The sequence below is a fragment of the Nonomuraea deserti genome (genome assembly GCF_004348685.1).
Lineage (GTDB): Bacteria > Actinomycetota > Actinomycetes > Streptosporangiales > Streptosporangiaceae > Nonomuraea > Nonomuraea deserti.
In genome coordinates, this window is record NZ_SMKO01000153.1 from 1 (window position 1) to 25178 (window position 25178).

Below are 25178 nucleotides of genomic sequence, written 5' to 3' on the forward strand. Positions count from 1 at the left end.
CCCTCCCGCCGAGCCCCCGACCCTGTGGGAGAACCCGAAGCTGGAGATGTCCGCGGGCAAGGCCATGGCGCAGGCCGGGCACGCCGCCCAGCTCGCGTGGTGGGCCTGCGACGCGGACGCGGCACCGGCGGATGCACGCGCACCTCTGCCGTGCGGTGCCCGATCGTGCGCCCCGGCAGCGCGAGCGTACGCCGCCACTCGGCGCCCCGCGCCCGGCGCACGACCTTGCGGATCTTGCCGGTGGACTGCCAGGCGTGCAGCTCGGCGGCCCACTCGCCCGGGTCGGCCAGCAGGCTCAGCACGGCCATGGCGGCGGCTTCCAGGGCGTCGGTACGCTCGGGGGGCGCGGCCCGCTCGATCCTGACGACCAGGGGCAGGACGTACAGCTCGGTGTTCATCGCTCTCTGAGGTTCATCGCTTGCTCGGGTTCGTCGCTTGCTCGGGTTCGTCGCTTGCTGGGGTTCGTCGCTCCCTAGCATGCCCGATCACCAGGGACATGCCGGCGGCCACCAGGCAGAGGGCGCCGGCGGCGTACCAGGCGAGGTCGTAGGCGCCCAGGTGGTCGCGGGTGAGGCCGGCTCCGAACGCGGCGATCGCGGCCCCGACCTGGTGCGCGCCGAACACCCAGCCGAACACGACGGCTCCGTCGGCTCCGTAGACGCGCCGGCACAGGGCGACCGTGGGCGGCACGGTCGCCACCCAGTCCAGGCCGTAGAAGATGATGAAGATCAGCATGCTCGGCTCGGTCGTGGCCGCGAACAGGCCGGGCAGCACCATCAGGGAGAGCCCGCGCAGCCCGTAGTAGACCCCCAGCAGCACCTTCGGGTCCATCTTGTCGCTCAGCCAGCCGGAGGCGACCGTGCCGACGATGTCGAAGATCCCGATGACCGCCAGGAGGCTCGCGGCGACGGGCTCGGCCATGCCGTGGTCGTGGGCGGCGGGGATGAAGTGGGTGCCGACGAGGCCGTTCGTGCTGGCTCCGCAGATCGCGAAACCGCCCGCCAGCAACCAGAACGGCCGGGTCCGCGCCGCCGCGGCGAGCACGGTGACGGCCCTGACGGCGGCGTTGGCCGTGCTGGGCGCCGCACGCACCGCGCCGGGCTGCGCGCCCAGCGCCGTGGTGCCGACGTCCTCGGGCCGGTCGCGCAGCAGCCACCACACGAACGGCACCACGGCCAGCGCGGCCGCGGCCACGGTCAGCGAGGCGAACCGCCATCCCGGGCCCTGCGCGAGATGCGCGAGCACGGGCAGGAAGACGAGCTGCCCGGTGGCGCCGGCCGCGGTCAGCACGCCGATGACCAGCCCGCGGTGGCGTACGAACCAGCGGTCCACCACCGTCGCGGCGAACACCAGCGCCATCGACCCCGTGCCGAGCCCGACCAGCACGCCCCAGAGCAGCAGGAGGTGCCAGCTCGCCGTCATCAGCACGGTGAGCCCGCTGCCGCAGGCGATCAGCAGCAGCGCCACGGCGACCACGCGGCGCATGCCGAAACGGTCCATCAGGGCGGCGGCGAAGGGCGCGGTCAGGCCGTAGAGCACCAGGTTGATCGAGACGGCCAGCGAGATCGTGCCGGCCGACCAGCCGAACTCCTCCCGCAGCGGGGTGATCAGCACCCCGGGGGTGGCGCGGAACCCGGCCGCGCCCAGGATCGTCACGAAGGCCACGGCCGCGACGTACCAGGCCCGGTGCAGCCCGCGACGGGTGGGGGTGGTGCTCAAGGTCATGCGCCCATCCTGGTCGACCTCCTCGCGCGGCCACGAGTGGCCGAAAAGCCAATATGTGAAAGAATCGAGCCATGACTCATCGGATCGCGGTGGTGGTGCTGGACCACTTCGCCCCGCTCGACCTCGGCGTGCCCGGCCAGGTGTTCGGGAGTGCCCGCGACGCGGACGGCGAGCGGCTCTACGAGGTGGTGACCTGCTCCGAGGGTCGCATGCCGGTGCGCTGCTCGGCCGGCTACACCGTGCAGCCCGACCACGACCTCGACGTGCTCGACACGGCCGGCACGGTCCTGGTGCCGGGCATCCACGGAGGCCGGGCCCTGGCGCAGGGCATGATCTCGGAGCGGCTGTCGGCGGCTCTGCGAGGGCGGCCGCGCACGATGTCGATCTGCACGGGCGCGTTCGTGCTGGCGGCCGCGGGCCTGCTCGACGGGCGGCGGGCCACCACGCACTGGCTCTGGGCGGAGCGCTTCGGCGCGCTGTTCCCGCAGGTGAAGCTGGATCCCGACGTGCTCTACGTGGACGACGGCGACCTGCTGACCTCGGCCGGGGTGGCGGCGGGGATGGACCTGTGCCTGCACGTGATCAGGCGCGACCACGGCAGCGAGGTGGCCAACCGCGTCGCCCGCCGCTGCGTCATGCCGCCCTGGCGGGAGGGCGGCCAGGCGCAGTACGTCGACCGGCCGCTCCCGGACGGCGACGGCGACGGCACGGCGGCCACCCGCGCCTGGATGCTGGCCAACCTCGACTCCCCGCTCGATCTCAACGCGCTGGCCGCGCACGCGAGGATGAGCGTGCGCACGTTCACCCGGCGCTTCCGCGAGGAAAGCGGCGTGAGCCCGGCCAAGTGGCTCACCCGGCAGCGCGTGCAGCACGCCAGGCACCTGCTGGAGACGACGGATCTGGGGGTCGAGGAGGTGGCCAGGCGGGCCGGCTTCGGCACGGCGGTCTCGCTCCGCCAGCACCTGCACGCGGCCGTGGGCGTCGCGCCGCTGGCCTACCGGCGTACCTTCCGGCGCACCTGATCGGCCGCTCGCCGCAGGGCCTCGAGATCCCGGGCCGTTCCCCGCCTAGAATCGGCGCCAACGATCGACGTCCGAAGGGTCGTGACATGTCCGAGGTTGACCGCTTACCTTCAGAGATCAACCCTCACGTCCCCAGCGTCGCCCGCATGTACGACTACTATCTCGGCGGCCGCGACAACTTCCCCGCCGACCGCGAGGCGGCCGAGAAGATGATCGAGATCGGCCGCCGGATGGGCAACGACACCCGGCAGATCGCGCTGGCCAACCGCGCATTCCTGCGACAGGCGGTGCGCGTGATCGCCGAGGCCGGCGTGCGCCAGTTCGTCGACATCGGCGCCGGGCTGCCCACCCAGGACAACGTGCACCAGGTGGCCCACCGGCACGCCCCCGGCTCCCGCGTCGTCTACGTCGACAACGACCCGATCGTGTTGTCCCACGCCCGCGCGCTGCTGGCCAGGGACCCCGACGTCATCGCGGTGGAGGGCGACCTCAGGGACCCCGACGCGATCCTGGACGACCCGCGCGTCACCGGGCGCATCGACACGGCCGAGCCGTACGCGGTCCTGCTCGTCGCGGTGCTGCACTTCGTGCCCGACGACGACGAGGCCGCCAGGATCGTCGCCCGCGTCAGGGAGCGGCTGCGGCCCGGCGGCCATCTGGTGCTCTCGCACCTGTACGCGGGCAACGCCGCGGCCGACGTGACCGACGCGGGCCGGTCGGTCTACCGCGGCACCACCGCCGGCGGCCTGGCCGGCCGCGATCACGGCCAGATCGCCGCCTATTTCGACGGTCTCGACCTGATCGGCCCCGGCGTCGTCCCGGTCGCCGAGTGGACGCCCGACGCCTCCCCCGACGGCCCGTACGACTACGTCAGGCCGGGCATCCTCGCCGGCGTCGGCCGCGCCTGATCCGGGTCGCTCAGCGCCGTTCCTGCGCGTAGGGCACGCCCGCGCTCCTCGACCTGAGCAGAATAACCAGCGCCTCGCCCAGCAGGCCGACGCCGATCGACATCGGCATGGACCTGGCCTCGGCGTTCATGCCGGCCGCCACCGCCAGCGCGCCCACGCCGAAGCCGGCCACGAGCGTCAGCGCCCAGACCACCAGCGTCTTCCCCGTGTAGCGCTGCCACAGGACGCCGCCCTTGGGGAACACCTCGGTGGTGGCGGCGCGCACGGCCCCGAAGACGACGCCGAGCTAGGCCGTGACGGCGAGCCACAGGAGGTCCGTCGCCGACAGGTCGATCGCGCGCAGCCCGTGGATCCCGATCCCCACCAGGATGACCGGCGGCACATAGACGTCCTTGGCGACGAGCGGCTGGCCGGCCATCCGCCTGACCACGACGTAGACCACCAGGCCGATGAGCAGGCCAATTTTTAGCACATCCATGCCAAATAAAGTAGCAGGACCGTGCTATAAAGAACAACATGCCGAAAGTCGTCGACCCGGCCGCCCGCCGGGACGAAGTGGTGGACGCGGTGTTCCGCGTCGTGCGGCGCGCGGGCTTCGAGCAGGCGTCGCTGCGCAACGTGGCCGAGGAGGCAGGGCTGGCCATCGGCTCGGTCCGGCACTATTTCGACAGCCACACCGATCTGATGACGTTCGCGATGCGCGCGTCGATCGACCGGGTGAGCGCGCGGCTCGTGGAGCGGCTCGGCCCGCTGCTGGCCGCGACCGGCCGCGACCGGGGGGCAGGCAACGTGGAGCTGATGCTGTCGGAGCTGCTGCCGCTGGACGAGGCCCGGCGCGACGAGGCGGCCGTGTGGCTGGCGTTCACGACGGCGGCCCGCACCCGGCCCGAGCTCCAGCCGCTGGCGCGGGAGGCGTACGACGGCATGCGCAGGCTCGTCAGGCGGATCGTCGACGGCATCGCCCGGCACCGGCCGCTGGGCGCGGACGCCGGGGTGGAGACCGAGCGGCTGGCCGCATTGATCGACGGGCTCACCCTTGCGGGCGTGCTCCACCCCGAGCGGATGACGCCCGAGCTGATGCGCGACGCGCTACGCCGCCACCTCCAGGCGCTCGCCGAACCACGCCCTTAGCGCCCCGTCCAGCGACTCGTCGAGCCGCTCGCCGGGCGTGCCGGCCCAGGCCACGTAGCCGTCGGGACGCACGAGCACGGTGTCGGGGCCGTCGGACGCCACCACGTCGACCCGCCCGTGACGCACCCGCAGCCGCCCTGCCGGATCGAGCAGGACCGGCCTGGCGCGGGCGGCGGGCCCGGCAGGCAGGTCGGGCAGGAAGCGCCCGAGCAGCGGATGCGGCGGCGCGGGCATCGGATAGATCACGTCAGAGCCGGCCAGCAGGGAGGCGATGCGGCGCCGGGCCGCCTCGTCGTCCAGCAGCTCGCCGAACACCGCGCGCAGCGCCGTGACCTCGGCGCCGGGAGCGGCCAGCGCGAGCTGGGCCCGCGTGTGCAGGGCGACCCGCTCGGCGGCCGGGCGCCGCTCGGCCTCGTAGCTGTCGAGCAGCCGCGGCGGCGCCCATCCGCGCACCTCGGCCGCGAGCTTCCAGGCCAGGTTCACGCAATCCTGCAGGCCCAGGTTGAGCCCGGGCGCGCCCATGGCCGAGTGGACGTGCGCGGCGTCGCCCGCCACGAACACCCTGCCCGCGCGGTAACGCTCCGCCACCCGCGTGTTGCGCCCGTTCAGCCGCCTGAGCAGGTGAGGGCCCGCACTGGCGGGACCGGCCAGCGGCAGGTCGGCGCCGGTCACGCGGGCGAGGCTCGCGCGCAGTTCCGCGACGGTCATGGGCACGTCGTCGCCGGGCGCGCCGGACTCCCACTCCATCGCGCTGACCACCAGCGTCCCCGGGCCCGCCGGCATGATCGCGTACGCGCCGCGCTCGGTGCGGTGCCAGGCGTAGAGCCCGAAGGTGCCCGCGCCCGGCACCTCCATCTCGGCCCGCTCCATCCGCAGCACCGCCCCCGGAACGCTGACGTGGGCGGCGCGGCTCACGACGCCGGCCGTGACCACCCCGGGGAAGCCGATGCCGGCGAGCTTGCGCACCGTGCTGTGCGCGCCGTCGCAGCCGACGAGGTAGCGGGTGCGCAGAACGTAGGGGCCCGCGGGCCCTTCGAGGCGCAACGTGACGCCCGCGGCATCCTGGTCGAAGCCGGCCAGCTCGTGCCCGCGCCGGATCTCCGCGCCCAGCTCGAGCGCCCGCTTCTCGAACAGCTCCTCCAGCTCGGGCTGCTTGATCCCCATCCCGTGGAGCGGGTTGTCGTCCAGGCCCGACAGGTCGAGCGGCAGCGCGCCGAACACGAACGCGGGCACCGGGGCCTCCTCAGCGGCGAGGCCACGCCGGCGCAGCAGCCGCACGACCTGGCCGATGATGCCGTTGGCCTTGGGCTGGTCGCTGCGGTGCGGCAGGCGTTCGACGACGAGCGGCCGGACCCCGGCCAGGCTCAGCTCGCAGGCCAGCATCAGCCCGTTGGGGCCGCCGCCGGCGATGACGATGTCGAACTCGATGTCGCTGTCCATGTCACGGGCTCCTCAGATGGGCGGGGCGGGCAGTCCGGCCGCCAGCGCGCGCAGGGCGTCGCGCAGCAGCGGTGCGAGCGGGATCGGCGGGTCGGCGCGCAGCCAGTGGCCCACGGCCACCTGGACGGCCGCGGTCGCGGCGCCGGAGACGAGGTGGGGGTAGAGGTCACGGGAGCAGTCGGTGCCGGTGCGCTCGGCGATGGCCGCGGCCAGGGCGCCGTCGGCGGCGAAGGCGACCCGCAGCGACTCGGCCCGCAGCGCGGGCTCCCTCGACAACATCCGGATGCTCGCCAGCAACTCTGGGGGCGGCGGCGAGTGCGCGTCGCCCGCGTGCTGCTCCCACGGCTCGACCATGGCCTCCGTCAGCGCCTCCCACAGGGGCTCCTCGGGGGGCCGCGCGCGCAGCACCGCCGCCGACCGCTCGATCCGGTCGGTGTGGCGGGCGGCGATCGCTTCGTACTTGCCGGCGAAGTAGTTGTTGAACGTCCGGGGCGAGACGCCGGCCTCGGCGGCGATGTCGTCGACGCGGACGCCCTCCAGGCCGCGCTCCAGTGCGAGCCGGAGCGCGGCCGCCATCAGCGCCTCACGTGTGGCACGCTTCTTCCGCTCCCTCAGCCCGCTCATGAGAGCAGCCTAGACAAAGGTGCGGAATGCGCAAATTTGCTGATCCCGCACGAATCATGGAGAGACGAGTCTCACAACATATGGAGAGACGAGTCTCACAACATCGGGTCCGTGAGGGGGACCGCGCTGTAGTCCTCGCCCGCGACCGGGCGGATCTCGGCCCAGTGGACCCATCGGGCCCGGCGGCCGCGCGACTGCGGGGGCTCCAGCAGAAAGCCCCAGCGCGCACCCCTGGCGTCGTCGCCCCAGGCCAGCAGATAGCGCGCCTCACCGGCGCGGATCGTCACGGCATGCTCCACGATGGGCGGCCTCCAGAGCTCGGGAAGTTCTTCGGGGCTGAGATCCATGCCGACCATTATACGAAACTGTGTTCGACAACCCTAGGAGACACTCCCCACGTTCAGCACAACGTCCCTCCAGAACCCGGTACGGTGCGCAGAACACATAACATCGTCGGACCATCAATGTCAGCCTGAGAAGTCATGCTCAATTAATGAGAACCCGTTTAGCGTGTGGTAAGGCTGGTTAGCTGCAAGCTGCGGACACCCCGTAGGCGACACACCGACGCAGGGCCGCGGGATGCGGATGCGTCTACAACAAGTCAGGATGGATTTATGCGGATCTTGGTCCTCGGCGGCGACGGATACCTCGGATGGCCGACGGCTCTCCACCTGTCGCAATGCGGCCACGAGGTGGCGGTCGCCGACAACTTCGTACGCCGCCAGTACGACCTCGAGCTCGGCGTGGACAGCCTCGTTCCGATCGAGTCCCTGCACACGCGCGTCACCGCGTGGCAGGAGCGGACCGGCAAGACCATCGAGATGTTCATCGGCGACCTCACCGACGCCGACTTCACGTACGGGATGATCCGCGAGTTCCGCCCCGACGCCGTGGTCCACTTCGCCGAGCAGCGAGCCGCCCCCTACTCGATGATCGACCGCAAGCACGCGGTCTACACGCAGACCAACAACGTCGTCGGCACGCTCAACCTGCTCTACGCGATCGCCGAGATCGACCCGGAGATCCACCTGGTCAAGCTCGGCACGATGGGCGAATACGGCACGCCCAACATCGACATCGAGGAGGGCTGGCTGGATCTGGAGCACAAGGGGCGCAAGGACCGTGTGCTCTACCCCAAGCGGCCCGGCTCGTTCTACCACCTGTCCAAGGTGCACGACAGCCACAACATGGAGTTCGCCTGCCGCATCTGGGGCCTGCGCGCCACCGACCTCAACCAGGGCGTGGTCTACGGCCAGGAGACGCCCGAGACCACGCTCGACGACCGGCTGGCCACCCGGTTCGACTACGACGCCGTCTTCGGCACCGTGCTCAACCGGTTCGTCATCCAGGCCGTGCTCGGCCATCCCCTGACGGTCTACGGCTCCGGCACCCAGACCCGGGGCATCATCGACATCCGCGACACGGTCCGCTGCATCCAGCTCGCCTGCGAGACCCCTGCGGAGCGCGGTGAGTTCCGGGTGTTCAACCAGATGACGGAGTCCATGTCGGTGAGAGACATCGCCGCCACGATCTCCGAGTCCTTCCCCGGCGAGGTGACCGTCGACAACCTCGACAACCCCCGCGTCGAGAAGGAGGAGCACTACTACAAGGTGACCCACACGGGCCTGGTGGAGCTGGGCCTGGTTCCGCACCTGCTGTCCGACACGCTCATCACGTCGCTGTTCGACGTGGCCAAGCGCCACGTCGACCGGGTCCGCGAGGAGGCACTCATGCCGGGCGTCAACTGGCGCAGCCCTGGGGCGGAGCGGACCAGTGAGCGCTGAGGAGGGAGCCTTCGCCCGCGCCACCGGCCGTACGGCGGAGCGCGAGGACGGCGGCCCTGACAAGCCCCGTTACCGCCGCTACCAGTACGACCTGATCGCCCCCCATTGCGGGCGCAGCGTGCTGGAGGTCGGCGCCGGGCTGGGCGAGTTCGCCGCGCAGTTCACCGGCCTCGACCGGCTGGTCGTCACCGACGTCGACCCCGACGCGGTGGCGCTGCTGAAGGAGCGCTTCGCGAGCGCCGCCGAGGTCGAGGCCATGCAGTTCGACCTCTCCACCGGCGCGCAGCTGGAGCACCCGGTCGAGACGGTAATCGCCATCAACGTGCTCGAACATTTCGAGGACGACGCCGCGATCCTCACCCGGCTGGCCGGCTCCGTCGCGCCCGGGGGCACGATCGTGCTCTGGGTGCCCGCCTACATGAGCCTGTACGGAGAGTTCGACCGCAAGGTCGGCCACTTCCGCCGCTACACGCCCGCCACCCTGCGCGACGCCGCCCGCCGCGCCGGCCTGGGCGTGACGCTGGCCAGGCCGGTCAACCTGCTGGGCGGGCTCGCCTGGTGGGCCGCGGTGCGCATGGGCAAGGCGGGCTCGCCCAAGGCGGGCGCGGTCGGCCTGTACGACAAGGTCATCGTGCCGGTCACCCGGGTGCTCGACCGGGTGCTTCCGATCCCCTTCGGCCAGTCGGTGCTCGGGGTGCTCCGCGTGCCGCACGACGGGGAGCGCGCCGGCCGTGATTGACCTCCGCCGCTTCCTCCGTGGCGCGCTGCCACGCATCTTCACGCGCTACACGCTCGGCTCCGTGGTCGCGGCCGTGGTGAGCGAGGTGACGCTGCTGGTGGCCTACGGTCAGGAGCTGCTGGGAGCCCAGGCGGCCGCGGTGGCCGCCTGGGCCCTGGGCGCGGTGACCAACTACGTGCTCGCCCGCCGCTGGGCGTGGCGGCGCAGGGGACGCCCCAGAGTGCTGCGCGAGCTGCTGCCGTTCTGGCTGACGTCGGTGACGGGGCTGCTGCTCACCACGTGGGCGACCGGGGTCGCCCACGATGTCGGGCCCCGGCTGTTCGCCACCGACGGGGCGCGCGTGCTGTTCGTGGGCGCGGTCTTCCTCGGGGTTTACGGCGTTCTGTTCATGGCGAAGTTCTGCTTCTTCCACTACTTCGTCTTCGCCGACCCCCGCGCGGGCTCCGCCGGCGAGGCGGACGAAGAAGGCGAGGCGGACGCGGACGGCGCGGAGGACCCTGACGGCGCGGTGCCGCGGCGCTCCCGGAGCCAGGTGCCGAGCACCACGCGCAAATAGCGGTAACCGTAGACCAGGTTGCCGCCCTTCTTGGTGGTGCCGGCGACCCGCAACCGCATCGTCGCCGGCACCTCCAGCACCTTGTAGCCCCGCGAGATGACCCCGATGAGCAGCTCGGACGACTGGTACTGAGGCTGCTTCAGCGTGACGGCCCCGGTGACCTCGGCGCGCATCGCGCGCATGCCGAAGGAGGTGTCGGTGATGCGCTGCCCGGTCAGCAGGCTGATCATCCGGGCGAAGACGTGCACGCCCAGGCGGCGCACGCGGTCGTAGGTCTCCTGGCGCCCCAGCACCCGCGAGCCGGTGACGAAGTCGGCCTCCCCCCGCACCACGGGCGCGAGGATGCGCTCGATGTCGGCCGGGTCGTACTGCCCGTCGGCGTCGGTGGTCACGATGTAGCGGGCGCCGCCCGCCCTGGCGATGCGGTAGCCGAGCCGCAGGGCCGCTCCCTGCCCCCGGTTGACGGGGACGTCGCACACCAGCGCGCCGGCCTTGCGGGCCACGGCCGCCGTGTCGTCGGAGGCGCCGTCGACGACCACGACGGTCGCCGTCTCGTGCCCGGCGATGACGGCCGGGATCGCGCTGACCACGTCGCCGATGCCGCGTTCTTCGTTGTAGGCGGCGATGACGATCGCGATGGGGGGAAGGTCGCCGCCGTGCTCGGCGGTGAACTCCGCCATCGCGGCGGCGTCGATCCGCGCGTCGGTGTTCGCCATGTGATCGGCGGTCATGCCAGGCCCTCCACACCACCAGGCACGAAGTCCGGCCACACGGTCGGCAGGCCGGTGGTCAGATCGTGCCGCGGTTCGTACCCGAGTGTCTTGGCCAGCGACGTGTCGAGCACGACCGCCGGCATCTCTCCTTGCTTGGCGGCGACGTGCTCGACCGGGATCGGCGCCCCGGTGACCTCGCGGGCCGCCTCGATCAGCTCGTTCACGCTCACCGAACGCCCCGAGCCGACCACCAGAGGGCCGTTGTGGCCCGTGCGCCAGGCCACCTGGACGGCCTGGACGATGTCGTCCACGTGGACGTAGTCGCGCAACTGGGTGCCGTCGCCGTACACCTGGACGCCGGTGCCCTCGGCGGCGGCGCGCATCAGCCGGGGCACGAAGCTGTCCTTATGACGCATCCCCTGGCCGTAGACGTTGGCGAAACGCAGCGCGCAGGTCTGCATGCCGTACACGCCGGAGTAGGCGCTCAGCAGCATCTCACCCGCGGCCTTGGTCGCGCCGTAGGGGGTGAGCGGGCGCAGCGCCTGCCATTCGGTGATGGGCGCGCTGCCCACGTCGCCCGTCACGGCGTTGGTGGAGGCGAACGTGAATCTGGGCACCTCCCGCTCGCGGGCGAGTTCGAGCAGCCCCGCGGTCGCCGCGACGTTCACCTCATAGGTTCCCGCGGGGTCCTCGACCGAGCGCAACACCGACGTGACCGCCGCGAGATGCACCACGCCGTCGAGCCCCGCGGACACGGCCTCACCGCGGACCACGGGGTCGCGCAGATCTCCCACCACAGAGCGCACCGCGGGGTCGGGATGGGCGTTCAGATCGGCCACCACGACCTCGGCGCCTTCTGCGAGCAGAGCCGTGACCAGGCGTCTGCCGATGAAGCCTGACCCTCCCGTGACCAGCACACGAGCTCCGGCGAACTCCGACATTCGCCGCTCCTTTCGCTTGACGTCCTGGAGACCCTACCGGCGCAACCTGTAGATTCGCTCAATCCGGCTGCCCACGTTCGGGGTGTTCAGACGCATCACACGGAGCAGACGGCCACATCGCGTAGGCTGTCGCGCACTTCACGTAGGCTACGGTTTCACCATCCTGATCGTGACAGCCGCAGATCGGAGCCACCCCATGGAGTGCCGGTGACCCCCGAGGTGATGATGGGGCCGCCGTTGGCCGTCGGTTTCGCACTGGCGGTGCTCGCCCAGCGCAAGGGCTGGGCGCCGCCGCTGTGGCTGGCGCTCTGCGCCGGAGCAGCGCTGCGCGTGGTCGCCATGTTGCTGGCCCCCCGGATGGCCGTCCAGCCCTACGACTTCGAGCACGACTTCCGCGACGCCGCCAACGCGGTGCTCGACGGGCTCAACCCGACGACGCACCTGCGCGAGGGGGGCTGGCACTTCCTGCCGCTGCTCGCCTACGTGCTCGCCGGGCAGCAGGAGCTGGGAGAGACGCTGGGGCTGTCGTGGGCCGTCGCCGGCCGGATCGTGCCGGTCGTCGCCGACCTCGCGCTCATCCCCCTCATCAGCAGGCTCGCGACCGAGCGCGGTGCGCTGCGGGGCTTCCAGTACGCGTGCCTGCCCGTCGGCGTCCTGGTGAGCGGGCTGCACGGGCAGTTCCCGCCGATCACGCTGCTGTTCGGCGTGGCGGCGCTCCTGGCCGCCCGCCGGGGTCGCGTCCAGCTCGCGGGGCTGCTCATCGGCCTGTCGGTGTCGTGCACCCACTGGTCGCTGCTGCTCGTGCCGGGTGTCGTGCTGGCGGTGCCCGGCCTGCGCCGGCGGGTCACGGTGCTCGTCTGGACCGCGCTGGCGCCCCTCGTCATGCTGGCCAGCAGCGCGGTCTTCCTCGACACCGCGGTCAGCGAGCTGCCCGCCCTGGTGCGCGCCATCATGTCGACCCGCCCGGTGGTCGGCGACTGGGGCTGGACGGCCGTGGCGACCGGCGGGGAGCAGATCGTCTCGCCCGCCTTCGGCCGGGCCGGCCTGGTCGTCCTGGCCGCCGCGCTCCTGGCCGCGCTCTGGTGGTGGCGGCGGGCCGAGCCCGAGGTGCTGACCCTCGCCCTGCTCCTGGTCTTCCTCATCGTGACCTACCGGCTGGGCGCCCAGTATCTGCTCTGGCCGCTGCCCTATCTCCTCGCCCGGCCGCCGCGCGGGGCCTGGAGCGTCATCACGCTCACGAGCCTGTGGGTGGCGGTCGGCTACCTGCACCTGATCTACTTCCTGACGGGCATGGAATGGGGAACGTCCCAGCGGGTGTGGGTGTTCTCGTCGCTTGCCGTCATCGCCGCGCTGGTATACGCCCTGCCCTGGCGTGAGCGGGGCGTGCCCGCGACCGGTTCTGCGGCCGGCGTGCAAGGGCTTTCGGATGGCCATGAGCCGGCGGTCAACGGCCGTCGGTGATGCCCGGGGCCCGTCATCCCTCCGACAATATGTGCGCACTGGAATCGTGCATAACGCCGCTCCTTATTGAGTCCCGACATTGTCGTCCGCGCGGCGTGAGAGATGAGGACTTAGCATCTCTGCATGGACGCCCACCAACCGGCCGAGGGTGGCGTAAAGCGGAGAGACACCCTCATCGTCGGAGTGGTTCATCTCCTTGCAGTTCTCCTCGGCATAGCGGCCGGTCCCGGTTGGCTGGATTTGGACCTGGCCGCCCTGTTTGTCGGATATGCCGCACTGGCCGCCGCCGTGCTCGTCATTATTCGTAAACCGTTGCTGGACCCGCCTCCCGCGACCCTGGCCATCGTGATCTTCACTGTCGTCACCCCGGCCCTGGCCGGCCTGACAGCCCACGGGATCTTCCAGGCCGTCGCCGGCGCGGAGGGCCGCGCCGTGGCCGTGAACTGGTCTCCCAACCCCGTTGGCCCTGGTCGCACGGCCAAGGCGGAGGTTCGCATCGAACCCGGGTATACACGGCTGCGTGTTCCCGTGTCGTACACGGACCCCGCGAAGGGGTTGGGGTCCTGCCCGCACAACCGAGTCAATGTTCTGATGGACGGCCGTCAGCCGAACGAGAAGAAGGACGACTTCACCAATGGGGATTTCGCCGAGTTCGAGATCGACGGGAACACAAGCCGTGTCACCCTGGCCATGGAGCTGATCTCCACGCAGGGTTGCTCGATATCCATCAACAATAAAGATGTCACACTCTATCGGTAGTCAGAGGTCGAGATGAAGTTGAGTAAGCCCTCACGGAGTGTCAGCATTCTCGCGGCGGCGCTTCTCCTCGTGACGGCCTGCGGGTCTGCGGAGCTTCCTCCACCCCTGGACACTGACATCGTCTCGGTGGGCGTCAAACTGTATCCAGGGCTGTCTCCGGTGAACAGCCACCTTCCGGTGGGCTTCGAGGCGCAGGCTCGAAGCAAGATCCTGCAGTACGCGGGCGTCCGGAAGTCCGCACCCACTCCTATATGGACGAGCAGTTGGGAGACCGTGCTGAGCAACGGAGACGTCCATATGGTGATGGGGATGATTTCCGACAGCGACCTCAGGGCAGGCAAATTCCGGCTTGCCCGCTCCTATTTGCGGACCGACATCGGGCTGCTGACCCTTGCCGACGCCAGGCCGGTCCACGATGTCAAAGATCTCGCCGGCGAGACCATCTGCACGGTGGAGGGGACCACGGCCGACGAAACGATGAAGGCGGAGCGGAAGTCCACTGCCCTGAGTCTCCTGACCGTCTCGACCCCGGAAGTGTGCATCGAGAAGGTCCGGAAGAAAGAAGCCTTCGCCTACAGCACCGACCGGATCGTACTCATGGGATTCACCACCCAGAGCAAAAACGTCAGCAAGGAGACAGGAAAGTCGTTTTTCCGGGTGCCCGACCTGGGATTGGGAAGGGACCAGCACATCTCCATAGCGCTGCACAAAAATCACGGCGAAGCGTGCCGGCGCCTGGTCAGCGCCATCGACAAATATGTCAGGAGCAACGACTGGCTCGCCGACCTGCGAGGCCAGCTCATCGATGAATATCTGAGGCTGGCACCCGGCAGCCCTCTCATGACTGATGATCAGATCAGATCGAAGTTCGCGCCGAATGTGATCAATGCCGACCGTTGCGCCGACGAGGACGCGCTCGCAGCCCCCGTCTCAGACGATGTGGGTGGAGCTATGGGGATTCGAACCCCAGACCTCCTCCATGCCATGGAGGCGCGCTACCAACTGCGCCATAGCCCCTTGTCGCGTGTACGAGTGTAGCCGACTTCCCGACCGCCCAAGCACGCATACATCCGGCAGAACCGGGGCCGGCTCGGCGCGCGCCCGTGACGCCGAGCCGGCCCGGGTGGTCAGCCGACCGACCTGGCCTTGTCGATGAGCGTGGCCAGCTCCGCCACCATCGGGTCCTCGGAGTCGGTGGCCAGCCGGGAGGCGTGCTCCCCGAGCGTGGACAGGTCCAGGCCGAACGCCTTCTTGTCCCGCATGTAGCCGGCGAACGCGGCGACGACCACGTCCACCTGGAGCCGGACCGGCGCCTCGTCCCACACCGACCCGGCCAGATCGTCCGCCCGCAACGACGCGCTCTCCTCGGACGCGGCCCTGGTGTCGGGGTCCTGCCAGCGCACGGTGGCCTGGGCGAGCTGGCCCTCGGCGCCGGGCTTGAGCCGCAGCGCGTACAGCGCGGTCACGGAGTGGCCCGGCCCGATCTCGCCGCCGTCGCGGGTGTCGTCGCGGAACTCCTCGGCGTCCAGCGCGCGGTTCTCGTACCCGACGAGCTGGTAGCTCTCCACCACGGACGGGTTGAAGACGACCTGCGCCTTGGCGTCGCGCGCCCGCAGCTCGATGGTGGCGGGCAGCTGCGTGGCGAAGATCCTGTCGGCCTCCTCCTGGGAGCTGACGTAGACGGCCATGCCGTCGCCGTTGTCGGCGAGCTGCTCCATGAGCTCGTCGCCGTAGTCCCTGCCGACTCCGACGGTGAGCAGCGTGACGCGCTTGCCCGCGTGTTCCTCGACCCGGTCGAGAATGGCCTGCCACTCGGTGCTGCCCTGGTTGGCCAGGCCGTCGGAGAGCAGGATGACCCGGTTCGTGGCGGCGGTCCTGAACGCCTTGGACGCCTCCTCGTAGCCGGCGACCAGGCCGCTCTCCAGGTTGGTGCCGCCGTCGACGACCAGCTCGTCCACGGCGCTCCGCAGCTCCTCCCTGGCGGTCAGCGGGGTCATCGAGGCCAGCACGGTGGCCTCGTCGCTGAACGCCACGATCGACACCTGGTCGCCGGGCGCGAGCTGGTCGAGCAGCTTGTTCAGGGCCGACTTGACGAGGTCGAGCCTGCCCGGTTCGGCCATCGAGCCGGACACGTCCACGACGAACGTGAGGTTGGCGGGCCGCCGCTGGGCGGCGTCGGTGCCGCGCGTCTGCAGCCCCACGCGCATGACCGCCTCGTCGCGGGACGGCAGCTTCGCGCCGTCCACGTGCACGGCGAAGCCGTCGCCCGACGGCTGCGCGTAGTCCTGCCTGAACGCGTTGACCCATTCCTCGGGACGAATCTCGGCGGGCGCGGGCCAGCGGCCCTCCTGAAGGGTACGGCGGGCGTAGCCGTACGACGCGGTGTCCACGTCCAGGGCGAACGTGGAGATCTGCGCCGTGGTGGTGTCCTTGTCGCCGTCCTCCTCGGCGTTCGCCGTCTGTGTCGCCGACGGGACCGGCCGCCGGTCGGCGCCGATCGCCGGTTGCGCCGCTCGCTCTCCGTCCGCCGAACCGCCTGGGCCACCGCAGGCGGCGAGCGTCAGCACGGTCACAAGCCCTACGCCGACCACCAAGGGACGAAACTTCATCACTTCCACCTCCGCCCCGTACGACGGAATCGATCAGGCCGTGGCCGGGCCGGTGACGTAAGCGAGCGCAAACCGCGACCGTCGCGTGATCAGTTGTGACAAATGGTGCATTTGAGGTAGGCATGACGCCGTGCGCGTGTATGTGGCTCTGGCCGCGAAGCGACATGACGTTCCCGCTGATGTCCTGAGCAGAGCCCGAACCCTTATCGAAACGGCCTTCCCGGTGCCCGCCGACGTCATCCGCGCGCGGGAATGGCACGGCAGAGGCGTGTCGCTGCTCGCGTGGACGAACGAACCCGACGACACGCGGCAGCCGCCGCTGATCTCCGAGCACGGCGGCCGGGTCATCGGGCTCAACGGCCACCTGGCCGACCCGGCCGACGTGACCAGGCTGCCCGGCGACTCCGTGGGCGGCTGCTTCTCCGCGTGGATCGCCCGCGACGGCGAGGTGACCGCGAGCACCGCCGTCAACCGGGTGTGCCCCGTCTTCTACGCCGAGACGCCCGACCTGCACGTCGTCGGCAGCCGTGCCCTGCTCGTGCACCTGGCGGCCCAGCCGGTCGACCGGATCGAACACGACGTGCTCGCCCTGCAGACCATGATCAGGCAGGGGTTCTTCCTGTCGGACGAGACGCCGTACAAGGGGGTCACGGCGCTGCGGCCGAACGCGCGGCTCGACGTCCGGGACGGGCGGCGCACCATCTCCGAGACCCCGCTGCCGGAGGCGGCGCCGCCGCCCACGTCGGCGCGGGCCAAGCGGGCGGCGATCGGCGAGCTGGCGGAGGCGCTGCTGGCCACCGTCGCGCCGCTGCGCGACCTCAGCGAGCCGGTCAACCTGGCGCTGACCGGCGGGCGCGACACCCGGATCCTGGCGGCGCTGCTGCACGCGGCGCGGGTGCCGTTCCGGGTGACGACGAACGGGCTCGACACCCACCCCGATGTGATCATCGCGCGGCGGATCGCGGCCCGGCTGAAGGTCGAGCACACCGTCATCGCGCCCCAGCAGACCGCCCAGAAGGACGCCGTGCTGGTGGAGCACCCGCTGAGCCGGGCCTGGGAGACGCTGCGCACGTGCGAGGGCATGACGTCGGCGTACGAGTCGATCGTGAGCTACCTGCCGTACTCCGGCAGGCCCACCATGTCAGGGCAGAGCGGCGAGACGCTGCGCGCGGGCAGCCTGAACCTGCTCCAGACCGACCTCGGCGACAAGGCGCTGCTGCGGCGGATCACCAACACCTTCGCCAAGGACGAGAAGATGTTCACGGCGGAGGCCAACGAGCACGCGCGCGAGCTGGCCAGGCCGTGGCTGGCCCGGCCGGACCGGCTGGAGGCCCTCGACCACATCTACATCTGGTACAAAGTGGGCCGCTGGCAGGCCAGCGCCCGCGCGGGGTCGCTGCGGCGCGGCGACCCGGTGCGGCCGTTCCTGGACAACCGGGTGGTGCGCGCGGCGCTGAGCCTGGACCAGGGCTGGCGCCTGTCCGAAGAAGTGATCTATGACCTCATCCTGCGATTCGCCCCTCAGCTGCGCGACGTGCCGATCGAGGGGAAACCTTGGCGGTTCGCGGCGGGCATGACCAAGCGGTGGTTCTGGTCCCGCCTGCCCGCCGGGCACATGCCCACCGCGAAGACCGGCGGCGGGTGGAGCTGGCGCACCAGCCCCGGACCCGCGCTGACGGACATCCTGCGCAGGCAGGTGCTCGGCAACTTGGACGCCCTGACTCCCGTCGTGAACCCGGACGAGGTGCGCGCGTTGTTCGCCGACCCCGTGGTCAGGAAACCGGCCCAGGCCTGGCACCTCTACACGGTCAGCACCCTGCTCACCGGCCTCTATCCCGGCAAGGGGCCCGAAGGGCTGGAGCAGATCACGGTTTCCAGGCCGGATCCCGCCCGATGACCCCGAGGAAACGGTCGAGCGCGGGCGCGCCCTCCGGCACCGACACCTCCGGGCCGAACGCACCGCGCTCGCGGCCCGTCGGCGCCATCTGCTCGGCGAAGGCCAGCAGCGCGGCCGCCGTCTCCTCCTCCACCTCGTAGGTCCTCCCCGTCGCGCGGGCGAGGTCCCACCCGTGGGCCACCAGGTCGGTCAGCGCCATATTGGCCAGCACGCTCTTCGGCAGGCCCAGCCCCTGGCTGACGCCCTCCCACGACTCCGGCCGCGCCCAGACGGCCAGCATCCGCTCGACCCGGTCGGGGAAGTCGCCGGTGTATTCCTTCTCCGGGAGGAACTCGCCGTCCTGAGCCAGCGACTCGAACAGGGTGGCGCCCCACTCCAGATGGTTGATCAGCGCTTTCACGTCGTAGTCGGCGCAGGGGGTGGGCAGCGGGAACTCGTCCTCGCCGATCTCGGTGACCAGCTTCGACGTACGGCCGGCCGCACCACGCAGCATCGTCAGCGTCTCGTTCATCGGGACCTCCGGAGCAGGACAGGGGTAGGCGATTCGCCGTCAGACGGACCACGATATCGAACATTCATACTAGTCTTCGCTGATCGTGCGGGCGCTGCGGCGTTTACGCGATCACCAGTGCAGCAGGAGCAGCTCGGCGGAGAACCCCGGGCCCAGCGCCATGAGCACGGCGGGCGTGCCGGGCCGGCCGCGCGTCTCCTGGAGGACGTGGAGCACCGACACCGACGACAGGTTGCCGTGCTCGCGCAGCGACCGCCACGTCACGTCGAGCGCCCTGGGCGGCAGGCCGAGTGTTTCCACGATCTTGTCGATGACCCTCGGACCGCCCGGGTGGCAGACCCAGGTGGCGACCTGCTCGGGGGTCAGGCCGTAGTCGGCCAGGAAGGCCTTGATGTCGGCGGCCAGCACCTGCTCGACGAACCCGGTCAGCTCGGGGTCCAGCATGATCCGGAAGCCGTGGTCGCCGACGGTCCAGCCCATGAGGTGCTCGGTGCCGGGATAGAGCCTGCTGCGGGTGGCGACGACCTCGGGGCCCTGCCCGCGTCCCGTCGCCACGACGGCCGCCGCGCCGTCGCCGAACAGGCCGCTCGCGACCAGATTCGCGATCGAGATGTCGTCGCGCTGGATCGTCAGCGAGCACAGCTCCACGCAGACCAGCATCGCGACGTGGTCGGGCCAGCCGCGCAGGTAGTCGTACAGGCGGGACAGGCCGGACGCGCCCGCCGCGCAGCCGAGCCCGAACACCGGCGTCCGCTTGACGTCCGGCCGCAGGCCCACCCGCTGGGCCAGCTTCGCGTCGAGCGAGGGGGTGGCCAGGCCGGTGGTCGAGCAGAACAGCAGGTGGTCGATCTTCTCCGGGCGCACGTCGGCCTTCTTCAGCGCGGCCCGCATCGCCTGCTCTCCGAGATCGAGGGCGGCCTCGACGTACGCGTCGTTCGCGCGGGAGAAGGAGTCGAGCTTGGGATAGTCGGCCAGCGGAAGCGCGAGATTGCGACCCTCCACACCGGTCGCGGTGTGGAAACGCCGCAGCAGGTCCTCATCGCACTCCGTCAGCCGGGAGAACGCCTCGGTGATCTCCGCCTGCTCGTAGCGGTGATCAGGGAAAACGATCTGTACCCCCGAAATATGCATGGATATCTCCTGCCGCTGAACGGCCCTGGCTAACATGCCGGCCCGCTCCCGCCACCTCCCTCAGGTCAGCGGAGTCAGCCGCCACAGGGAGGTCACCTCGGCGGCGCGGGCCGCGTGCAGCGGGTCGTTCTCGTCCCTCGGCCGGTCGTGCCGCGGCGCGACGTCCATGCGGTCCACCACGCGCAGCCCCGCCTCCTCGAACCCGGCCAGCAGGGCGGCGCGCGTGCGCAGGCCCAGGTGCTCGGCGAGGTCGGACAGGACGAGCCAGCCCTCGCCCGCCGGCTCCAGATGCTCGGCCAGGCCGTCGAGGAACCCGTGCAACATCCGCCCGCCGGGGTCGTAGACGGCCTGGTCGAGCGGGGAGACCGGCTTGGCGGGCAACCACGGCGGGTTGCAGACGACGAGCGGGGCGCGTCCGGGAGGGAACAGGTCGGTGCGCACGACCTCGACCTGCTCGGCCAGGCCCAGCCGCGCCATGTTGGCGCCCGCGCACGCGACGGCCCGCTCGTCGAGGTCGGTGGCGACGACGTGGCGGACGCCGCGCCTGGCCAGCACGGCCGCCAGCACGCCCGTGCCCGTGCCGACGTCGAACGCCAGCCGGTCGCCGGGCAGCGGCGCCTCGGCAACGAGATCGACATATTCGCCCCTGATCGGGGAGAAGACCCCGTGGTGGGGGTGGATGCGCGCGCCGAGCGCCGGGACGTACACGCCCTTCTTCCGCCATTCGTGGGCGCCGATCACGCCGAGCAGCTCGCGCAGCTGGCCGACCGCGGGAGGGGCGTCGGGGCCGTAGGCCTCGGTGCACGCCTCCCGCACGTCGGGCGCCCGGCGCAGCGGCACCACGTGGCCGGCGGCGTACGGGATGAGCAACATCCCGAGCGTGCGGGCGCGCTGGGACTGCGCCTGGCGGTAGCGGTGGAAGCCGCTGCCGGGCGCGGCCGGCTTGCAGCGGCGGCCCATGGCGCGCAGGAGCTGCCGGGCGTTCTGGAAGTCGCCCCGCCACAGCAGCGCGGTGCCCTCGCAGGCCAGCCGGTAGGCGGTGTCGGCCTTCATGCGGTCGTCGGCCGTCACCACGCTTGCCGGCGGCGGCGCGCCCAGCGCCGTGCGCCACGGCGCCGATCGTTCCTGCCCCGCCTCGATCCAGTGAATCAACAGAACCCGCCCGTCTCACGGACCGCGCCCGCGCGGCCACCGCTTCGCAGCACAGGTCCTCTCACCAGCGCGCCCAGCCCTTGCTCGTACGTGTCGCGCGCGGTCGGCCCGGCCCACCGGCCGCCCCTCTCGCCGGGCCGGGGGAACTCCCGCGCGTCCAGCTCGGCGAGCACCCGGTCCCTGTACGTCATGCTCCCATCTTTGCGCCTTCGCCCGGTGATCTCGCCCGGGGTGTGGTGCCGGACGATCCGGTCGCGTGGCTCCTCGGGCAGCTCCGGCCGGAAACCGGGCCGGGCCGGGCCGGCTGACGCCTATCCCGGCGGGGCGGGCGTGGCGGTGAAATGGCGGCGCCACTGCCCGGGGTCCGCCTCCGCCACCCGGGAGTTGGCCATCACGAAGAACGCCAGATCAACCGGTCCGACGTCGGCCCGCAGCGCCCCGGCCCGATGCGCCCGCTCCACCAGCTGCACGATCAGCCGGTTGACCTCGGCCTGATCCCTCCGGTGCGACAGGCACGCCAACCCGGTGAAGGCCCGGTCTCGCGCCTGCAGCCGCACGTGCGCTCGAGGAAGCGCACCAGCCCCTCCCAGGCGTCGTCCGCCGACAGGGCCTGCCTGGCCAGCTCGGCCCAGCCCGCCGTCTTCTCGTCGAGGATCGCGTCGATCAGGTCGCCGCGCTCGGGAAAGTGTCGACAGAGCGTGCCGATCGCGACACCGGCCTGCTTGGCCACGGCCTCCAGCGGCGCGTCGATCCCGCGCTCGGCCAGCACGTGCCTGGCCGCGGCGAGGAGAGCGTCGCGGTTGCGTTGCGCGTCGCGGCGGAGCGGGCGAGGTGTCCCTCGTGGCCAGGAGCCAGGCCGACCCGGCGGTCCTGTCCTGACGGCAGGAGACCGAGGGCGTCCAGGTCACTGCCCACCCGGGCGACCTCACCGACGAGAGCGCGCTGCGGACCGCCCTCGGCCGGATCGGCCCGGTCGACGTCCTCGTCTCCAACGGCGGGGGCACGGCCAGGGCCCACACGCCCGTCCTCGACGTGACCAGGCAGGCGCCCAGGACGCCTTCGACGGCGCGGTGCTCGGCGCGGTGGCGGCGGGGCGCGCCGTCCTGCCGGCGATGCTGGAGCGCGGCTCCGGCACCCTGCTGTTCAGCTCGGGCATCTCGGCCGTGCACCCGCCGGCGTTGCTGGGCAACATCGGGATCGCGGCGGCGGGCCTGCGCAACTACGCCCTGTCCCTGGCCGAGACGCTCGCCGGCCGGGGCGTCCATGTGGGCCCCATCGCCGCCGCCCCCTGACGCTCCCTACCACGAGACCAGGCTCGCCTCCCTGCTGAGATCACGGGGCCGGATCACCGTCCGCCTGGGCCGCTTCGTGCGAAGATCGGCGGGATGTCCCGGCTTCTCGCGGTCCGGCCCGGTGATCGTACTGTTTGAGCATGAGCTTCACCGGCACGCCCCGGCCGCGCCCGCGCTGGTACCACGCGCAGACCGAGCTCGACGACTTCGCGATCATCAGCTACTCCGTGGACGCCGACGCGCTGGCCCGGCATCTGCCTGACGGCTTCGAGCCGATGAAGACGACCTTCGCGGACGGCCCCGGCGCCCTCGTCTCGGCCGTGGCCTTCCGCGACCGCGACTTCCACTTCCGTTTCCTGCCGCCGGCCGCCATCAACTGCGGGCAGATCAACTACCGCACCTACGTCACCGCGTACGGCAAGCCGGGCGTCTGGTTCTTCGGCACCAGCCTCGACCACCCGGTGGTCGCCATCCCGCAGCACGTGTGGGGCATGCCGTGGCGCCGCGACCGCATCCGCATCGAGGCCGACTGGGGCGCCGCCCCGGCCCGCTGGCGGCTGGAGGCGGGAGGCGCCCACTGCGAGGCCGCCGAGTCACCGGAGCCGCCCGCCCTGCTCGACGGCTTCGACGGCGAATCCGACTGGCTGGAGCGCCTGACCCACCCCACCCAAGGCTGGTATCTCCGCAGGGACGGGAGGATCGGCGCCTACAGCATCTGGCACCCGGTCATGCGGCCCCGCCACCTCGCCGCCACCTCGGCGAGGTTCCCCGTCTTCGAACGCCTCGGCCTGATCACCCCCGGCACGCGTCCCCACTCGGTCCTGGCCCAGCCCCACCTGCACTTCGACATCCACACCCCGCCCCGCCGCCTCAGCCTGCGGTGAACCGGGCGATCGGGAGTCCGGCTCGTCGGCGGCGGTCCTCCCGCCCGCCCGGGCGGGTGCCGTCCTGGACGGGAAACCGGGGGTGCGCCGGGCGGATCAGAGCCGGTAGTCGAAGGTGTAGGAGTGACCGCCGTCGGGAGCGATGACGACGGCCAGTTCACCCCTGAGGCCGCGCAGCTCCCCCGTCGCCGAATCGGGCACGACCGTGATGCGCAGCGACTGCTCGCCCGCGTCGCTGACGGCGTCGTGCTGGACGACGAAAGTGCCCGAGCGCCCGTGCAGGGTGCCCTCGATGCGTTCCAGCGCCACGTACGAACGCGAGTCCTCCACGGGGGTGGTGGCCACCATCATGGTGACCACGCTGGTGCCGGTCAGGTCTCCGTGGAAGGTCTTGGTCAGGGTCACGAGCCCGAGCGAGACGCCGTCACGCTCGTCGAAGGGCGGCTCGGCGTCCCAGCCGGCGGTGTCGAAGGTTCCCTTGGCGGTCATGGGCTCATCGTGCCGGTCATACCTGCCAGCTCCCGTCAGGTACCGGCGAGCCTTTCGACCACGGGCGCGAAGGCGTCCATGCACTGGGCGTTCACCGTCACGTACGAGATCCCGAGCCTGTCGCGGCGGCGCCGCAGGACGTCGGCCATCTCGTCGGCCGTGCCCGTGAGGATCCCGCTGCCGGTGCGGCCGAAGCGGCCGAGCAGCCGGCCGGGCGGCTCGCCGCCGGCGACCGCGAGGTTCATGCTGAGCTCCAGCTCGCCGTAGCGGTCGCCGGCCAGCTCGTACAGCTCGTCCAGCTTCGCCGCCACCTGCTCCTCCGGGTAGTGCGGCGGCACGCCGATCGCGACCGTGTCGGCCTTCCTGGCGGCCAGCCTGAGCAGCTTCGTCCCGGCCGCGGCCACCAGGACGCGCACGTTCTTGACCGCGTCGATGGTCCTGGCGATCCGCTCGATGCGCTGGCTCGGCGTGCCGAACCTGACGCCGAGCGCGGCGGCGTCCTGCTCGGCGCCCGGCCGGCCGGCCCCGAGGCCCAGCTCGAACCGGCCGCCGGTGAGCGTGTGGAGGGTCGCGGTCTCCCACGCGACGGTCTCCGGCGTCCGGTACGGGGCGCTCACGACGTACGTGCCGACGCGCAGGGTCGTCGTGACCGTGGCGGCGACGGCGGCGGCGGTGAAGGGCGAGAGCGTGGCGATCGTGTCGGGCACCAGCAGCGTGGCGTAGCCCAGGCTCTCCGCCCGGCAGGCCAGGCCGCTCCACGAGGCGGCGTCGGGCGCTTGTCCGGCGACCGCGCCGAAGCGGAACGGGAGATCGTTCATGGTCCAACGATCGTGGACGGCCGGGCCTGGCGCATCGTCCCCCGGACCCGTGATCCGCTACATCAGGGGGCGCAAGCTCCGGGGGCTTCCTACTCCCGCAGCAGTATCCGGGTGAAGTCGTTGGCGAACTTGCCCTCCGGGTCGAGCCGCCCCACCAGCGTGCGGAACCTCTCGGGGCAGGGCGGCCACACGGTGAACAGCTTGCCCCAGTGAGGCCGCGGCCCGAACGGCGCCAGCGTCTCCTCCACCAGCTCCAGCACCGGCAGCACCGCGGCGACGTCGCGCACCCAGGTGAAGTGGATGCCCACGCTGTCACGGCCGTGGAACGGGCTGAGCCACAGGTCGTCGGCGGCGACCGTGCGCACCTCCGAGATCTGCAGGACGGGCCGGATCCGGTCGCCGATCGTGAACAGCTCGCGCAGCGCCTTGACCGCGTGTTCCCTGGGCAGCACCAGCTCCGACTGCAGCTCGTCGCCCGCGCCGCTCGGCGGATGGTCGGCGCGGAAGTGCGGCAGCCGATCGTGCCACGGGCCGGGCACGCCGAGCTGGATCGTGCAGTTGTCGGCCGGCATGGCGGGCAGCGGGTGGCGGG

The 25178-nt window shown here is 71.5% G+C and carries 28 protein-coding genes, 1 tRNA gene and 2 pseudogenes; 11 read left to right on the forward strand and 20 right to left on the reverse strand.

Annotated elements, in window-relative coordinates; translation table 11 throughout:
* Nucleotides 1-398, reverse strand: a pseudogene (locus E1292_RS37055) (hypothetical protein); the annotation flags it as partial.
* A gap of 13 nt (nt 399-411) precedes the next feature.
* Entirely contained in the window at nt 412-1725 is a 1314-nt protein-coding gene (locus E1292_RS37060) for an MFS transporter (RefSeq protein ID WP_132602316.1), read from the reverse strand.
* A 71-nt stretch (nt 1726-1796) separates the two neighbouring features.
* On the opposite strand from E1292_RS37060, the gene E1292_RS37065 reads away from it, so the two are divergent.
* Nucleotides 1797-2747: a GlxA family transcriptional regulator gene (locus E1292_RS37065; protein ID WP_132602319.1), complete on the forward strand. Its 951-nt coding sequence runs from the start codon at nt 1797-1799 to the stop codon at nt 2745-2747.
* 86 nt (nt 2748-2833) lie between these two features.
* Nucleotides 2834-3655 (forward strand): SAM-dependent methyltransferase, encoded by an 822-nt coding sequence (locus E1292_RS37070; protein ID WP_132602322.1) that lies wholly within the window; start codon nt 2834-2836, stop codon nt 3653-3655.
* Between the two features lie 10 nt (nt 3656-3665).
* Here the strand turns inward: E1292_RS37070 and E1292_RS37075 are convergent, their stop codons facing one another.
* Together E1292_RS37075 and E1292_RS37080 are read right to left on the reverse strand one after the other, a co-directional pair.
* Nucleotides 3666-3920, reverse strand: coding sequence for a hypothetical protein (locus tag E1292_RS37075; protein ID WP_132602325.1), 255 nt, complete (start codon nt 3918-3920; stop codon nt 3666-3668).
* A 21-nt stretch (nt 3921-3941) separates the two neighbouring features.
* Entirely contained in the window at nt 3942-4133 is a 192-nt protein-coding gene (locus E1292_RS37080; RefSeq protein ID WP_132602328.1) for a hypothetical protein, read from the reverse strand.
* A gap of 38 nt (nt 4134-4171) precedes the next feature.
* Between E1292_RS37080 and E1292_RS37085 the strand changes: the two genes are divergently transcribed.
* Complete coding sequence (locus E1292_RS37085) at nt 4172-4786, forward strand: TetR/AcrR family transcriptional regulator (RefSeq protein WP_132602331.1); 615 nt, start codon at nt 4172-4174, stop codon at nt 4784-4786.
* On the opposite strand, the gene E1292_RS37090 is transcribed toward E1292_RS37085, so the two are convergent.
* The 3 genes from E1292_RS37090 to E1292_RS37100 form a co-directional block, all read right to left on the reverse strand.
* A complete protein-coding gene (locus E1292_RS37090) occupies nt 4745-6226 on the reverse strand; it encodes an FAD-dependent monooxygenase (RefSeq protein ID WP_132602334.1) in 1482 nt (493 codons plus the stop codon). The genes E1292_RS37085 and E1292_RS37090 overlap by 42 nt on opposite strands.
* A 12-nt stretch (nt 6227-6238) precedes the next feature.
* Nucleotides 6239-6850, reverse strand: a complete 612-nt coding sequence (locus E1292_RS37095; protein ID WP_132602337.1) for a TetR/AcrR family transcriptional regulator — start codon at nt 6848-6850, stop codon at nt 6239-6241.
* 95 nt (nt 6851-6945) lie between these two features.
* The gene (locus E1292_RS37100) at nt 6946-7197 is read right to left on the reverse strand and encodes a hypothetical protein (RefSeq protein WP_132602340.1); all 252 of its coding nucleotides are present in this window, start codon (nt 7195-7197) and stop codon (nt 6946-6948) included.
* 267 nt (nt 7198-7464) lie between these two features.
* Between E1292_RS37100 and E1292_RS37105 the strand changes: the two genes are divergently transcribed.
* The 3 genes from E1292_RS37105 to E1292_RS55540 are packed head-to-tail and all read left to right on the forward strand — an operon-like array spanning nt 7465 to nt 9929.
* Complete coding sequence (locus E1292_RS37105; protein WP_132602343.1) at nt 7465-8634, forward strand: NAD-dependent epimerase/dehydratase family protein; 1170 nt, start codon at nt 7465-7467, stop codon at nt 8632-8634.
* Nucleotides 8624-9373 carry a class I SAM-dependent methyltransferase gene (locus E1292_RS37110; protein WP_132602346.1) on the forward strand — a complete coding sequence of 250 codons (750 nt, stop codon included), beginning with the start codon at nt 8624-8626 and terminating at the stop codon, nt 9371-9373. Before E1292_RS37105 ends, E1292_RS37110 begins: the two co-directional genes overlap by 11 nt.
* Nucleotides 9366-9929: a GtrA family protein gene (locus E1292_RS55540; protein ID WP_342775742.1), complete on the forward strand. Its 564-nt coding sequence runs from the start codon at nt 9366-9368 to the stop codon at nt 9927-9929. Before E1292_RS37110 ends, E1292_RS55540 begins: the two co-directional genes overlap by 8 nt.
* A gap of 167 nt (nt 9930-10096) precedes the next feature.
* Here E1292_RS55540 and E1292_RS55545 read toward each other — a convergent pair.
* A pseudogene (locus tag E1292_RS55545) lies at nt 10097-10660 on the reverse strand (glycosyltransferase family 2 protein); the annotation flags it as partial.
* The gene (locus E1292_RS37125; RefSeq protein WP_132602352.1) at nt 10657-11583 is read right to left on the reverse strand and encodes an NAD-dependent epimerase/dehydratase family protein; all 927 of its coding nucleotides are present in this window, start codon (nt 11581-11583) and stop codon (nt 10657-10659) included. The gene E1292_RS37125 and the pseudogene E1292_RS55545, both read right to left, overlap by 4 nt.
* Nucleotides 11584-11790: 207 nt before the next feature.
* Between E1292_RS37125 and E1292_RS37130 the strand changes: the two genes are divergently transcribed.
* Both E1292_RS37130 and E1292_RS37135 read left to right on the forward strand, forming a co-directional pair.
* Nucleotides 11791-13044 (forward strand): hypothetical protein, encoded by a 1254-nt coding sequence (locus tag E1292_RS37130; protein WP_132602355.1) that lies wholly within the window; start codon nt 11791-11793, stop codon nt 13042-13044.
* 123 nt (nt 13045-13167) lie between these two features.
* Nucleotides 13168-13803: a hypothetical protein gene (locus tag E1292_RS37135; protein ID WP_132602358.1), complete on the forward strand. Its 636-nt coding sequence runs from the start codon at nt 13168-13170 to the stop codon at nt 13801-13803.
* A gap of 944 nt (nt 13804-14747) precedes the next feature.
* Here E1292_RS37135 and E1292_RS37145 read toward each other — a convergent pair.
* Together E1292_RS37145 and E1292_RS37150 are read right to left on the reverse strand one after the other, a co-directional pair.
* Nucleotides 14748-14820, reverse strand: a tRNA-Ala gene (locus tag E1292_RS37145).
* A 110-nt stretch (nt 14821-14930) separates the two neighbouring features.
* Nucleotides 14931-16412: a vWA domain-containing protein gene (locus E1292_RS37150; protein WP_246090597.1), complete on the reverse strand. Its 1482-nt coding sequence runs from the start codon at nt 16410-16412 to the stop codon at nt 14931-14933.
* Nucleotides 16413-16635: 223 nt separating this feature from the next.
* Here E1292_RS37150 and E1292_RS37155 point away from each other — a divergent pair, with 223 nt between their 5' ends.
* The gene (locus E1292_RS37155; protein ID WP_246090598.1) at nt 16636-18309 is read left to right on the forward strand and encodes an asparagine synthase-related protein; all 1674 of its coding nucleotides are present in this window, start codon (nt 16636-16638) and stop codon (nt 18307-18309) included.
* Here E1292_RS37155 and E1292_RS37160 read toward each other — a convergent pair.
* From E1292_RS37160 to E1292_RS37180, 6 genes are all read right to left on the reverse strand, one after another.
* The gene (locus E1292_RS37160; protein ID WP_132602364.1) at nt 18278-18820 is read right to left on the reverse strand and encodes a TIGR03086 family metal-binding protein; all 543 of its coding nucleotides are present in this window, start codon (nt 18818-18820) and stop codon (nt 18278-18280) included. The two genes, E1292_RS37155 and E1292_RS37160, sit on opposite strands and share 32 nt — an antisense overlap.
* Before the next feature lie 111 nt (nt 18821-18931).
* The gene (locus E1292_RS37165) at nt 18932-19951 is read right to left on the reverse strand and encodes a type III polyketide synthase (protein ID WP_132602367.1); all 1020 of its coding nucleotides are present in this window, start codon (nt 19949-19951) and stop codon (nt 18932-18934) included.
* 60 nt (nt 19952-20011) lie between these two features.
* Entirely contained in the window at nt 20012-21103 is a 1092-nt protein-coding gene (locus E1292_RS37170) for a methyltransferase (RefSeq protein ID WP_246090599.1), read from the reverse strand.
* Nucleotides 21100-21294, reverse strand: a complete 195-nt coding sequence (locus E1292_RS37175) for a hypothetical protein (RefSeq protein ID WP_132602373.1) — start codon at nt 21292-21294, stop codon at nt 21100-21102. Before E1292_RS37175 ends, E1292_RS37170 begins: the two co-directional genes overlap by 4 nt.
* A 120-nt stretch (nt 21295-21414) precedes the next feature.
* On the reverse strand, nt 21415-21564 hold the full coding sequence (locus tag E1292_RS51705) for a hypothetical protein (RefSeq protein ID WP_165974948.1): 150 nt from the start codon (nt 21562-21564) through the stop codon (nt 21415-21417).
* 11 nt (nt 21565-21575) lie between these two features.
* Nucleotides 21576-21872, reverse strand: a complete 297-nt coding sequence (locus E1292_RS37180) for a TetR/AcrR family transcriptional regulator (RefSeq protein WP_132602376.1) — start codon at nt 21870-21872, stop codon at nt 21576-21578.
* Nucleotides 21873-22173: 301 nt separating this feature from the next.
* Between E1292_RS37180 and E1292_RS37185 the strand changes: the two genes are divergently transcribed.
* On the forward strand, nt 22174-22395 hold the full coding sequence (locus E1292_RS37185) for an SDR family oxidoreductase (protein ID WP_132602379.1): 222 nt from the start codon (nt 22174-22176) through the stop codon (nt 22393-22395).
* 140 nt (nt 22396-22535) lie between these two features.
* On the forward strand, nt 22536-23279 hold the full coding sequence (locus E1292_RS37190) for a DUF2071 domain-containing protein (RefSeq protein ID WP_132602382.1): 744 nt from the start codon (nt 22536-22538) through the stop codon (nt 23277-23279).
* A gap of 96 nt (nt 23280-23375) precedes the next feature.
* Here the strand turns inward: E1292_RS37190 and E1292_RS37195 are convergent, their stop codons facing one another.
* The 3 genes from E1292_RS37195 to E1292_RS37205 all read right to left on the reverse strand — a co-directional run.
* Nucleotides 23376-23768: a DUF3224 domain-containing protein gene (locus tag E1292_RS37195; protein ID WP_132602385.1), complete on the reverse strand. Its 393-nt coding sequence runs from the start codon at nt 23766-23768 to the stop codon at nt 23376-23378.
* Nucleotides 23769-23803: 35 nt separating this feature from the next.
* Nucleotides 23804-24586, reverse strand: a complete 783-nt coding sequence (locus E1292_RS37200) for an LLM class flavin-dependent oxidoreductase (RefSeq protein ID WP_132602388.1) — start codon at nt 24584-24586, stop codon at nt 23804-23806.
* Nucleotides 24587-24675: 89 nt separating this feature from the next.
* Nucleotides 24676-25178, reverse strand: a 503-nt coding sequence (locus tag E1292_RS37205) for a D-arabinono-1,4-lactone oxidase (RefSeq protein ID WP_281284119.1), incomplete at its 5' end; no start/stop codon positions are given.